The sequence below is a fragment of the Mesorhizobium sp. WSM4829 genome, assembly GCF_055811475.1.
The window spans coordinates 58,855-70,651 of the sequence record NZ_JBVVQJ010000022.1 but is presented as its reverse complement, the minus strand read 5'-3'; the positions used below and the strand labels follow the sequence as shown (position 1 = coordinate 70,651).

Below are 11,797 nucleotides of genomic sequence, written 5' to 3'. Positions count from 1 at the left end.
CGCGGCAGTCAGCAGCCAGCGTCTCATTCCTTCGCGCCCCCCTCTGTCCTGCCGGACATCTCCCCCACGAGGGGGGAGATTGGCAGCTTCTGCCTTGGCGTCCCTTCTTAGACGTTGGAGATTGGCGAAAGCATTCATGACATCCAATCTCCCCCCTTGCGGGGGAGATGTCCGGCAGGACAGAGGGGGGCGCTGTCCCGCCAGCGCCCCGAAATATTCCTGGAATGACGAGAGGTCACACGGGCTCAATCGTCGGTGGCCGGCGTCAGTTCGAGCTCGGCCGGCGACAGACCCTGCTGGAGCTGGCTCAGCCGGAATTCGTCGACCCAATAAGCCTCGCCGTCGACGAGGACACGCGCTTTGTAGGCGCCGGCTGAAAAGCTCTGTGCGGTGATGTAGACCTTGTGGCGGCCGAGCGCCCTGCGCACTGCAGCGCGCTTGGAATTCTGGCTGGTGACGGAACTGGCCATAGACTGCTCATACACACGCCGCCGCAGGAGAAGACGGCTGGCATAAGGATGGCCGAGACAGACGGTCGTGTCAATTTTTCAACTCGCCTACGGCAGCTTCGCCAGTTCGGCAGCGTGGCGGATGGCAAGCAAGGCGTCCCGGTTGGTCACCGGATAGCCTGCGATGAAGCGTTCGACCGAAAAGCCTGGAAAATCGGCTCTCAAGCGGGCCGCGGCGCGCGCCGCCTCGCCGGTCTCGCCCATGGCCGCATGCGAAAGCGCCAGGAACATCAGCACGTCCGGCGACTCCGGCGAACTCCTGCGGAGCGCCGCGACAGCTTCCCGATGCCTGCCGGCGGCAAACAGGATGCGGCCTTGCATGCCGAAATACCAGGGCGGGGCCAATGGATTAAGGCGCATGGCACGCTCGATGAGCGGGATCGCCTCGGCTGGATCGCCGGTGACAAGCGCTTTGCTGCCGGCGAGCAGCAGCAGTATGCCGGCGTGGTTGGAGCCGTATTCGAGAGCCCGCCGGTGCGCGCGCTCCGCTCCTTCGAGATCGCCAAGGCATGCCCTGACATTGCCAAGGCATGCGTGAGCGCAGCTGTCCGTCGGGTCGAGACGCAAGGCGTTTTCGGCCGTGATCCACCCGTTCTCGATCGACGTCAGCACGTCGTCGCCAAAGCCGTTGCAGGCCTCGATCGAATAGGCGTAGGCGAGTTCGGCCCAGCAGTTTGCGAAGGTAGGATCAAGCTCCAGCGCGCGCGAAAACAAGCGGATCGCCTCGGCATTGCTGGCGCGGCTGAACATGGTGTGCTGTTCGAGGGCAAGCAGATAAAAATCGTAGGCCCGCAAGCTGGCCAGCGGCTTGCGGCGAGCCGCATTGCGGCCGACCGTGGCCAGCGTTCCATAACTGCCGGCGAACACGTTGATGATGCTTTCGGCCAGGCTGTCCTGCAGCGCGAAAATGTCCTCGGCCGGGCGATCGTAGCGCTCCCTCCACAGGTCGACGCCGCTGCGGGCATCGGCAAGCTCTATCGTCAAGCGAATCCTCTGGTCGTCCGCACGCAACTGGCCCGATACGAAATAGGTGGCGCCGAGCGCCTTGCCGTCCGCCGCGAAATCGGCCGGCTTGCTGCCCAGCGATTTCATCGTGTGGAAGGCGATGACAGGCAAGCCCGCGTATCGCGCCAGGTTGATGGTGATGTCTGACGACAGGCCGTCGGCAAAGCGGCGCCAGCGCTGTTCGGAATTCAGGCATTCGATCGGAAATATGGCGAGCACCGGCGGAGCGTCCGACGGACGTGACTGCCCGCCCGGCCGAGCGCCGGAAGCGCCGGCAAAATACGCCGCGAGCCCGATCTTGGTGCGCACGCCAAGTTTTTCGTAGATGGCCGCAAGGTGGGTGCGAACAGTGGTCGGGGCAATGAAAAGTGCATCGCCGATTTCGCGATAGGTCATGCCGGTTGCGAATTTTTCCGCGACCGCGCGCTCGCGACCCGACAAGGCATCGAGCGTCTGCGCTTTCGAAGCGTCATTGACCGTCATGGTGGAACCCGTCCCAAGACAGAATACTACAAATGCAGGAGGCCGAATACTGCATCTGCCCGATCCCGTCGCAGGCGCACAAATTGCAAGGTCGTTTGCCGCAAAAAGCGGCAATCCGGGGGAGGTTTCCATGCGTCCTGTTTCTATAATGCTGGCATGCACGATCTTGAGTTTTTCCGCCGCCCAGTCGCCGTCGTTCGCAAGAGGATGCAGGCAGGTGCTGGAATCGGATGTGAAAATCACGAGCATGCGCCTCTATGCCGACATCCTGGCCAATGCCGCCCGCAACGGCTGGGACTACACGCCTGAATCGATCGTCAGCGGCTCAAAGCGGCATTTCGAGGAGATGAAGCTGCAGTTGAATGACGCCGGCTATGAGATCATGCCCGTCGGCGTCCGCCTGTATTGCAAGCGGTGGGACAAGCTCGCCGCCCGCTAGCAACCAGCGATCCGCCCTTTGCGGCGCAAGCTTTGGTGCAGGCCAACTGTCTGCTTCTGCTTGCCGCTGCCTTTTGGGGCTTCGGCAATGTTGCGCAGAAGATTGTGCTGGATCATCTCGATCCGCTCAGCGCCGTGGGCATGCGCTGCCTGATCGCGGGGCTCATGGTCGCGCCGCTGACGGGGCTCGAATGGGGAACGAAATCCGGGCCAGGCTACTGGATCAGCCTCGCCAAAGTCAGCGCTCTGTTCTGACAACCGACAAAATCAGCAAGCCGGCGGTGGCAAACTGAGAGATCATCCCGGCAGTCCGGCGAACCCCGCGAAGCCGCCCGCCCGTTCTTGCGCAAATCTCCGGCCTTGGCTAGCATCCGCCCGCCGGCGCCGAGCGGAGGAGAACGTCGCGGTGGACCGGCTGGAGCGCCGTTGCGTCCCTTGGGCGCTCAAAGGACACTCCATTTCTGGATCGACGCAGGAATTTTCGGAAAACCGGAACCGGTTTTCGGGTTCAGGCGCTCATGTGGGAGGAGACTAAATTGATCAACAGACGTGAATTCCTGCTGTCGTCCGTGGCGATGGGCACGATGGCGCTGGCCGCTCCGCAACTGGCTTTCGCCCAGGACAAGCTGACCATCCTTGGTTCGGTGCCGAGCCTCGGCTTTCCGTTCTTCGTGCACATGCTGAACCAGATCAAGGCGGAAGCTCAGGCGCAGGGCGTCAATCTTGTCGAAAGCGACGGCCAGAACTCGGCGCCCAAGCAGACCGCCGATATCGAGGCAGCGCTCGTGCAGAAGGTCAACGCCATCGTCATCTCGCCACTCGACGTCAACGCGCTGGCCCCGGCCATCGAGCAAGCGATCCAGGCCGGCGTCCCCGTCGTCACCATCGACCGCCGCGTCGACGGGGTCGAAGGCATCCTCGCCCATGTCGGCGCCGACAACGTCAAGGGCGGCGAGGCCGAAGCGCAGGCCATGGTGGCGGCTTTCCCGAACGGCGCCAAGATCTTCCATCTGCAGGGCCAGCCAGGTGCCGGGCCGGCGATCGACCGCAACAAGGGCGTGCACAACGTTCTCGACCCGATGAAGGACAAGTACCAGATCATCTTCGAGCAGACCGCCAATTTCGCCCGCGCCGAGGCGCTCTCGGTCACCGAGGCCGGCCTTGCCGCCAACGGCAAGCCCGACGCGATCATCTGCGCCAATGACGACATGGCGCTGGGCGCGGTTGAAGCCTGCGCGGCGCGCAACTTCACCGACGTCAAGATCTACGGCTTCGATGCGCTTCCCGAAGCGCTGGTCGCCGTGCGCGACGGCAAGCTGGCCGGCACCGTCGAACAGTTCCCCGGCGAGCAGTCGCGCACCGCGGTGCAGATCGCCGTCGCCTATGCCAGGGACAAGACCGAGCCGAAGGAAAAGCTTGTGCTGCTGACGCCGATCGTCATCGGCAAGGACAATCTCGACAAGGCGGAAAGGCTGGGCGAAACGAAGTAGGCGGGTCCAGGGCGCGCCGTGGCGAAAGCAGCGTTCTGTCGCGCCCCCCTCTGCCCTGCCGGGCATCTCCGCCACTTGGGGGGAGATTGGCAGCTTCGACGCCGGCTCTCCCTCTGCAACGCTGGTGATTGGCGAAACCAGTTATCAAGGCGCAATCTCCCCCCTTGTGGGGGAGATGTCCGGCAGGACAGAGGCGGGCGCTGTCCCGCGGCCAATCGCAATCAGGGAGAAACCTTTGCCCACAGCTGAAGCCATCGCGCCATCTCTCCCCCTCCTCGCCGTCGAGGGCGTGACCAAGCGCTTTGCCGGCGTCACCGCGCTGAGCGATGTCTCGCTCGAGGTTCGGCCCGGCGAAATCCTCGGCCTGCTCGGCGAGAACGGCGCCGGCAAGTCGACGCTGCTCAAGATCCTGTCCGGCGTGATGCCGCCGTCCAGCGGCCGCATCGTCTTCGACGGCGTCGAATTCAATCCGCACAATCCGCAGGATGCCAAGCGCCTCGGCATCGTCACCATCTACCAGGAACTGAGCCTGATCCCGACGCTGACCGTGGCGGAGAATATTTTTATCGGCCGCGCGCCGCTTGGGCGCTTCGGCCTGGTCAGCTGGCGGAAGATGGAGGTAGACTCGCGCGCGATCATCGCCCGCGTCGGCCTTGACCTCGACCCGGCGACGCCGGTGTCTGCGCTGTCGGTGGCCGAGCAGCAGCTGGTCGAGATCGCCCGCGCGCTGTCGCTGAAGAGCCGGCTCATCATCATGGACGAGCCGACCTCGGCGCTGACCGAAGCCGAAGTGCAAAAACTGATGTCGATCATGGGCCGGCTGCGCAAGGACGGCGTCGCCATCATGTTCGTCACCCACCGGCTGGAAGAGGCCTCCGCGATCTGCGACCGCATGACGGTGCTGCGCGACGGCAGGCTGGCCGGCCATCTCGACCGCGATGGCGGGCCGATCAAGCTGCCGAAAATCATCGAGAAAATGGTCGGCCGCGCCGCGTCCGAGCTTTATGCCAGGCCGACGCTGCGCGATGTCGCCGGCGACGTCAGGCTTTCCGTGCGCGGTCTGCGCACGGTGCGCGATCCGCAGGCGCCGCACGCCATCGTGCTCGAAGGCATCGATCTCGACCTCAAGGCGGGCGAGATCCTCGGCGTCGCCGGCCTCGTCGGCTCCGGCCGCACCGAGCTTGCCCGCGCCATCTTCGGCGCCGACCGCATCGCCGCCGGCACCATCACCCTCGACGGCAAGACGATCGCGCCTGAAACACCCGCCGACGCCATCGCCCTCGGCATCGGCCTGGTGCCGGAAGACCGCAAGCATCAGGCGATCTTCGCCGCGCTCGGCATTCTCACCAACTTTTCCGTCGCAGCGCTCGGCCGCTACTCCAACGCTCTCGGCTTCATGGCCGAGCGCCGCGAGCGCCAGGCGCTGGCGAGCTACAGAAAAACGCTGTCGATCCGCATGGCCTCGCCCGAGCAGCCCATCGAGGGGCTGTCCGGCGGCAACCAGCAGAAGGTCATCCTCGCCCGCTGGCTGGCGCGCGACCCCAAGGTGCTGATCGTCGACGAGCCGACGCGAGGCGTCGATGTTGGCGCCAAGGCCGAGGTGCACCAGATCCTGGTGCAGCTCGCCGGGCGCGGCATCGCCATCATGATGATCTCGTCGGAATTGCCCGAAGTGCTTGCGGTGTCGGACAGGATCGTCACCATGCGGCGCGGCCGCATCACCGGCGAGATGCCAGGTATCGAGGCGACCGAGGAAAAACTGATGGAACTGATGGCGCTCGATCAAACGCAGGAAGCGACGCAATGACCAGCACGACCGAACAGAGCCAGCGCGGCGGCATCAATGTCGCGCGCCTGCTGATGAGCTTCGGACCGCTGATGTTCCTGGCGCTGCTGATCGTCGTCTTCACCGTGCTGAAGCCGAGCTTCATCGACCCGATCAACATCTTCAACATCATGCGGCAGATCTCGATCACCGGGCTGATCGCGCTCGGCATGACCTTCGTCATCCTCACCGCCGGCATCGACCTGTCGGTTGGCTCGCTGCTGGCCTTCTGCGGCATGGTCGCGGCGGTGGTGGCCAAGGGCGGCACCGCCAACACGCTGTCGCTGTCGACGTCCGGCGCACAAGGCTATGGCTGGTTCGCAGCCCTTCTGGCAGCCGTCGTCGTCGGCGCCCTGGCCGGCGGCGTCCAGGGCTTTGCCATCACCCGGCTGAAAGTGCCGCCCTTCGTCGTCACGCTCGGCGGCCTCACCGTCTTTCGCGGCCTGACGCTGACGATCTCCAATGGCGGCCCGATCTCCGGCTTCGACGCTTCGATGCGCTGGTTCGGCACCGGGCTGATCGGCCCGGTGCCGGTGCCGGCGATCATCTTCGCGGCGGCGGCGATCCTCTGCCACATCGTCCTGCGCTACACGCGCTACGGCCGCGCCGTCTACGCCGTCGGCGGCAATGCCGAGGCAGCGCGGCTGTCCGGCCTGCGCGTCGACCGCATCCTGATCTCGGTCTACATCATCGTCGGCTTCTTCGCCGGCCTTGCCGCCTTCGTGCTGTCGGCCAGGCTCAATTCCTCGGAAGCCGTCGCCGGCATCGGCTACGAGCTGACGGTGATCTCGGCGGTGGTCATCGGCGGCACCTCGCTGTTCGGCGGCATTGGCTCGGTCGGCGGCACGGTGGTGGGCGCGGCACTGATCGGCGTGCTGCAGAACGGGCTGCAGTTCAACAACGTCTCGTCTTACACGCAAAGCATCGTCATCGGCCTGATCCTGATCCTCGCCGTGGCCTTCGACCGCTGGCTGAAATCGCGGGTAAGGCGGTGAGGGTTGGAAGGCGCGGCGCCGACGCGATCTTACCTTCTCCCCTTGTGGGAGAAGGTGGCCTCGCGAAGCGAGGTCGGATGAGGGGTGTTCCAGCTTGGCAATTTTCTTGAAATCGCCGCCGCCTCATTCCTTCCAGCACCCCTCATCCGGCTTGGCGCTTCGCGCCAATCCACCTTCTCCCGCAAGGGGAGAAGGAAAGCCGCGTTCACGCCGGAGCGTTGACACGCTGCGAACGCGCCCAATCGGCGAGCGGCCCACCCGCAACCGTAGCGCTCGTCAGCGGCGCGAGAAGATCGTTGCGGCGGGCGAACGCCACGAAGGTCGCCCGCGCCGTCTCGGCGTCGATCTCTCCGTCCATCGCCGCCCGGCAGGCTTTGGCGGCGATGTCATGCGCGGCCGTCCGGCTCGCCCGCGGCCAGTCGGCAAGCAGCGCATAGGCCTCAGCCGCGCTTTCTATCCTGGTCGGCGTGCCGAGGCCGGTAAGAATGGTGACCGGCTTTTCAAAAGAAGAACGGTCCATGACACTCTCCCTTCCGGTTCAACTGTCTCCAACAGGCGCAGGCATGCGCGCCCGCGCGACCATCATTTACGCTCCTCCTGGCCGGCCCCGACGCGTTGGGCCGACAGGAACATCAGCGTATAGGCCGCCTTGCGGCGATCCCAGCCGGCCTGCTCGGCCATGTCCAGCAAGCCGTCGACCAAGGGCGCCAGCGCCGCCCTGCAATCGGTTTCATAGTTGAAATCGTTCTTCGGGCGGGTCGGCGCCGCGATCTTTCCAAAACTGTCCATCACATCCATGGCACCTGCTCCGCATTGGTCCGGACCGGCAAGACCGTGCCCGCTTTGGCGGACACGGTCCATCTGCCGTTCAGAAGTCTCGCTTTGGAGGCCTGACCTTAGTAGTCCATGCCACCGCCGGGCATTGCCGGTGCGGCAGCTTCCTTCTTCGGCTTCTCGGCCACCATCGCCTCGGTGGTCACCAGCAGGCCGGCGACCGACGCGGCGTCCTGGAGAGCGGCGCGCACCACCTTGGCCGGGTCGATCACGCCCTGCGCGTAGAGATCGCCGAACTCGTTGGTCTGGGCGTTCCAGCCATAGCCGAATTCGGTCTTCTCGCGCAGCTTGCCGACGATGATCGAACCTTCCGCACCGGCATTCTCGGCGATCTGGCGCACCGGCTGCTCGATGGCCCGACGCACGATCTCGACGCCGGTCTTCTGGTCGGGATTGTCGACGGCGACATTGTCGAGCGCCTTCGCTGCCCTGAGCAGCGCCACGCCGCCGCCGGGCAGTATGCCTTCCTCGACCGCAGCGCGGGTGGCGTGCATGGCGTCGTCGACGCGGTCCTTGCGCTCCTTGACCTCGACCTCGGTCGAGCCGCCGACGCGGATGACGGCGACGCCGCCGGCGAGCTTGGCCAGCCGCTCCTGCAGCTTCTCGCGGTCATAGTCGGAGGTGGTCTCCTCGATCTGCGCCTTGATCTGGCTGATGCGTGCCTGGATCTCGTCCTTGCGGCCGGCACCGTCGACGATCGTGGTGTTCTCCTTCTCGATCAGCACCTTCTTGGCGCGGCCGAGCATCTCCAGCGTGACGTTTTCGAGCTTGATGCCGAGATCCTCGCTGATTGCCGTGCCGCCGGTCAGTATGGCGATGTCTTCCAGCATCGCCTTGCGGCGGTCACCAAAACCCGGCGCCTTGACGGCGGCAACCTTCAGTCCACCGCGCAGCTTGTTGACGACCAAGGTCGCCAGCGCCTCGCCTTCGACATCCTCGGCGATGATCAGCAGCGGCTTGCTCGATTGCACTGCGGCTTCGAGCACCGGCAGCATGGCCTGCAGGTTGGACAGCTTCTTCTCGTGGATCAGCACATAGGGCTCTTCGAGCTCGACGCGCATCTTGTCCTGGTTGGTGATGAAATAAGGCGAGAGATAGCCGCGATCGAATTGCATGCCCTCGACCACTTCGAGCTCGGTCTCGGCGGTCTTGGCCTCCTCGACCGTGATGACGCCCTCATTGCCGACCTTTTCCATCGCTTCGGCGAGGAAGCGGCCGATCTCGGCATCGCCATTGGCCGAGATGGCGCCGACCTGGGCGATCTCGTCGTTCCTTGTCACCTTGCGGGCATTGGCCTTGAGTTCGGCGACGATGGCGTCGACTGCCTTGTCGATGCCGCGCTTCAGGTCCATCGGGTTCATGCCAGCGGCAACCGCCTTGGCGCCTTCCTGGACGATCGACTGCGCCAGAACGGTCGCGGTCGTCGTGCCGTCGCCGGCGACGTCGCTGGTCTTCGAGGCGACCTCACGCACCATCTGCGCACCCATGTTCTCGAACTTGTCCTCAAGCTCGATTTCCTTGGCGACGGTAACGCCGTCCTTGGTGATGCGCGGGGCGCCGAACGACTTGTCGAGGATGACATTGCGGCCCTTGGGACCGAGCGTCACCTTCACCGCGTCCGCGAGGATGTTGACACCGCGCAACATCTTCTCGCGGGCTTCGGTATGGAATTTCACATCCTTGGCAGCCATTGGATAACTCCTTCAAATAGGCAGCTTTTCGTTGACTGATTGCTTGTTCAGGCCCCGCTCAGGCGGCCTTCTTTTTTATCTGGTCGGTCATTTCAATCACGCCCAGCACATCGCTTTCCTTCATGATGAGCAGGTCCTCGCCGTTGAGCTTGATCTCGGTGCCCGACCATTTGCCGAACAGGATGCGGTCGCCGACCTTGACGTCGAGCGGCTGCAACTGTCCGCTATCGTCGCGCGCGCCGGGACCGGCGGCGATGACCTCGCCTTCCTGCGGCTTCTCCTTGGCTGTGTCAGGAATGATGATGCCGCCCGCGGTCTTCTCGTCGACCTCGATGCGGCGGACCAGGATACGGTCATGCAATGGACGGAACGCCATGTCGTTCTCCTCATGGGACAAACAGATTTTCTTGGACCTCCCTTCGCAGCCGACCAGTGGGTCGGTGCGACGGTGCGCGACCCCTGCTCAGGCATCACGCGCCTATCGAATTAGTCTGCCTATCCAGCCTTTCAAGAGGACGCCGAAAAAATTTTGGCACTCGCCGTTGTCGAGTGCCAACGCACTGTAATAACGCACTGTAATAATGGCGCTATTCCAGGATTTGAAACGACGGATGCGGCTTGAAATCGGGGCGCAACCTTCCGACATCGTCGTCGATCCCGGCACCGTCTGCCAGCGGCCGGAACCGATGGGGAAGCGGAGGCGTTTTTGCATGCGGAGGATGGACGCCCGATCGTTCGGAAAGGAGACGGCCATGGTCGGCAATGAGTTCCAGGTCAGCAACGAATTCCGGCTCCAGATGCAGGGTTTTGGCCTGACGACGGCAGAGATCCATTATCGTCTTCCCGACTATCGGGACCTGCTGCAGCTCTTCATCTGGCAGCAATACGACATCGCCCCGGATTTCCCGACGCTGAAGCATTTCCTCGAATTTTGGGAACGTGAGATCGAGGGTCCGCTGCATTCTGTGCGCGTCGCCCATCACCGTCTGATTCAGCCCTCCGAATGGCGGGCGGTGGACGGCGTCATTACGCTGCAGTGAAATAGAAAAAAGGCGGCGCTTCTCATGAAAGGCGCCGCCTCTGCAGCACAGCGCGTCCGCCCCGGCTTCAGGTTCCCCGGCTTGAGGTTCGCCCGGCTTCAGGATCATTGGCGTTCAGGTGGATTGATGTTCAGGTGGATTAACGTCCCGTGACCAGCAGTCCGGCGGTGCGCGCCGCCTTGACGAAGGCGGTGCGCGCTTCGCGGGCGGTGCGCCAGCCGTCGAGCGCGTCGCGGCAGGCGCGATAGGCTGCGCGCCAGTTGCGGCCGCGCGCCCGGTCCGGCCATTGCTGCATGCATTCGATGGCTTCCCAGCTGCTGGCGACCTTGCGCTCTCCGACGGATTGGAGCTTCAGCGTGATCGGCTCGGAAAATGGGACGTCGTTCATCACTTCCTCCTTTTCTTTTTGAGAATAACAGGAAGGCAGCCCGATCGGCGCCCGACTGACGAGATGGTTCGTATGGCTGCACGCTTCAAGACCTCCCCCGTCTCCCAGTCTGCTTGCCGAAACCCGGCGCTATATGTCGTCGTCCGGCGGTTCGAGAAGCCCGATCAGCGTCGCCACCCTTGCCGACGGCAGCGGGCGGCCCTCGTTGACCAGCGCCTCATCGGCGCCGACCCAGGCAAAGGCCTCGCGCAACTCTTCGATCGTCGCGCCGGTCGAGGCGATGTCGGCGATGACGGCGTCGTCGACCGGGCCCAGCACCGAAATGATGTCGTCGCGTGTCATGGTCATGATGTCCTCCATGCGGCGTGCCGGCGCGACCCTCAAACGTCGGTTGAAACCGGCATTACCAGTACAATCCGGCAACAAAAATTCTGGCAGCGGGACAGAATCTGGGTCTTGATTTCGGCCTGACAATAACCAAATGAAAATTGCCGGTTGCCGAATGGGACCGGCAGAACCCAGGGAGCGCCAAGCTCTTTGGCGCCCCTCGTACTATGTTGCTCCACGGAGGATGTAGCTATGAGAACCGCATTCGACTTTTCCCCGCTCTATCGGTCGAGCATCGGTTTCGACCGCATCTTCAACCTGCTGGAAAACGCGCCTCAGGCAGTCGAAACCTGGCCGCCCTATGACATCGAGCGAAGCGACGAGAACACCTATCGGGTGAGGATCGCCGTCGCCGGCTTTTCCGAGAACGATCTCGACATCAGCCACGAGCCGAACCTTCTCATCGTCTCGGGCGAGCGCAAGGAACAGGACGAGGTGGAATATCTCCATCGTGGCCTTCCGGTGCGACCGTTCACACGGCGCTTCGAGCTTGCCGATCACATGACGGTCACCGGCGCCTCGCTCAATAACGGCCTGCTGACGATCGACCTCGTGCGCCAAGTGCCCGAAGAGATGAAGCCGCGTCGCATCACGATCGCCAAGCAAGACGGCGCGCGCAAGGCCGGACAGGTCGAGAAGCCGAAGCAGGCCGCCTGAGCGAAGGCGATCTCTGGCGTTCGCCTTTGACACAACCAGTCGAGAAAGGAGAACA

Annotated in this window: 15 protein-coding genes; 7 read left to right on the top strand and 8 right to left on the bottom strand. The window is 63.9% G+C overall.

Features of this window, described 5'->3' with window-relative positions:
• Nucleotides 1-245 precede the first annotated feature (245 nt).
• Together AC0L17_RS20975 and AC0L17_RS20970 are read right to left on the bottom strand one after the other, a co-directional pair.
• Complete coding sequence (locus AC0L17_RS20975; protein WP_023799025.1) at nt 246-470, bottom strand: hypothetical protein; 225 nt, start codon at nt 468-470, stop codon at nt 246-248.
• A gap of 87 nt (nt 471-557) precedes the next feature.
• Nucleotides 558-1,997, bottom strand: coding sequence for a LuxR C-terminal-related transcriptional regulator (locus AC0L17_RS20970; protein ID WP_473517223.1), 1,440 nt, complete (start codon nt 1,995-1,997; stop codon nt 558-560).
• A gap of 232 nt (nt 1,998-2,229) precedes the next feature.
• Between AC0L17_RS20970 and AC0L17_RS20965 the strand changes: the two genes are divergently transcribed.
• The 5 genes from AC0L17_RS20965 to AC0L17_RS20945 all read left to right on the top strand — a co-directional run bounded on the left by AC0L17_RS20965 (nt 2,230) and on the right by AC0L17_RS20945 (nt 6,745).
• On the top strand, nt 2,230-2,436 hold the full coding sequence (locus tag AC0L17_RS20965) for a hypothetical protein (RefSeq protein WP_128171069.1): 207 nt from the start codon (nt 2,230-2,232) through the stop codon (nt 2,434-2,436).
• 35 nt (nt 2,437-2,471) lie between these two features.
• Complete coding sequence (locus AC0L17_RS20960; protein WP_473517264.1) at nt 2,472-2,690, top strand: EamA family transporter; 219 nt, start codon at nt 2,472-2,474, stop codon at nt 2,688-2,690.
• 284 nt (nt 2,691-2,974) lie between these two features.
• The gene (locus AC0L17_RS20955; protein WP_023799031.1) at nt 2,975-3,925 is read left to right on the top strand and encodes a substrate-binding domain-containing protein; all 951 of its coding nucleotides are present in this window, start codon (nt 2,975-2,977) and stop codon (nt 3,923-3,925) included.
• Nucleotides 3,926-4,100: 175 nt separating this feature from the next.
• Nucleotides 4,101-5,732, top strand: coding sequence for a sugar ABC transporter ATP-binding protein (locus AC0L17_RS20950; RefSeq protein ID WP_473517222.1), 1,632 nt, complete (start codon nt 4,101-4,103; stop codon nt 5,730-5,732).
• Entirely contained in the window at nt 5,729-6,745 is a 1,017-nt protein-coding gene (locus AC0L17_RS20945; RefSeq protein ID WP_023799033.1) for an ABC transporter permease, read from the top strand. The genes AC0L17_RS20950 and AC0L17_RS20945 overlap by 4 nt, the downstream gene beginning before the upstream one ends.
• Before the next feature lie 205 nt (nt 6,746-6,950).
• On the opposite strand, the gene AC0L17_RS20940 is transcribed toward AC0L17_RS20945, so the two are convergent.
• The 4 genes from AC0L17_RS20940 to AC0L17_RS20925 form a co-directional block, all read right to left on the bottom strand.
• Nucleotides 6,951-7,265, bottom strand: a complete 315-nt coding sequence (locus AC0L17_RS20940) for a DUF982 domain-containing protein (protein ID WP_473517221.1) — start codon at nt 7,263-7,265, stop codon at nt 6,951-6,953.
• Nucleotides 7,266-7,327: 62 nt separating this feature from the next.
• On the bottom strand, nt 7,328-7,543 hold the full coding sequence (locus tag AC0L17_RS20935; protein ID WP_091598888.1) for a hypothetical protein: 216 nt from the start codon (nt 7,541-7,543) through the stop codon (nt 7,328-7,330).
• 98 nt (nt 7,544-7,641) lie between these two features.
• Nucleotides 7,642-9,270 (bottom strand): chaperonin GroEL, encoded by a 1,629-nt coding sequence (groL, locus tag AC0L17_RS20930; RefSeq protein ID WP_419693907.1) that lies wholly within the window; start codon nt 9,268-9,270, stop codon nt 7,642-7,644.
• Between the two features lie 58 nt (nt 9,271-9,328).
• Entirely contained in the window at nt 9,329-9,646 is a 318-nt protein-coding gene (locus AC0L17_RS20925; RefSeq protein WP_023799038.1) for a co-chaperone GroES, read from the bottom strand.
• A 376-nt stretch (nt 9,647-10,022) separates the two neighbouring features.
• On the opposite strand from AC0L17_RS20925, the gene AC0L17_RS20920 reads away from it, so the two are divergent.
• Nucleotides 10,023-10,310, top strand: coding sequence for an usg protein (locus AC0L17_RS20920; RefSeq protein ID WP_091598882.1), 288 nt, complete (start codon nt 10,023-10,025; stop codon nt 10,308-10,310).
• Between the two features lie 139 nt (nt 10,311-10,449).
• Here the strand turns inward: AC0L17_RS20920 and AC0L17_RS20915 are convergent, their stop codons facing one another.
• Nucleotides 10,450-10,698 (bottom strand): DUF982 domain-containing protein, encoded by a 249-nt coding sequence (locus tag AC0L17_RS20915; RefSeq protein ID WP_473517220.1) that lies wholly within the window; start codon nt 10,696-10,698, stop codon nt 10,450-10,452.
• Between the two features lie 129 nt (nt 10,699-10,827).
• Nucleotides 10,828-11,046, bottom strand: a complete 219-nt coding sequence (locus AC0L17_RS20910) for a hypothetical protein (protein ID WP_023799042.1) — start codon at nt 11,044-11,046, stop codon at nt 10,828-10,830.
• A 231-nt stretch (nt 11,047-11,277) separates the two neighbouring features.
• On the opposite strand from AC0L17_RS20910, the gene AC0L17_RS20905 reads away from it, so the two are divergent.
• A complete protein-coding gene (locus tag AC0L17_RS20905; protein WP_473517219.1) occupies nt 11,278-11,742 on the top strand; it encodes an Hsp20 family protein in 465 nt (154 codons plus the stop codon).
• Nucleotides 11,743-11,797 lie beyond the last annotated feature (55 nt).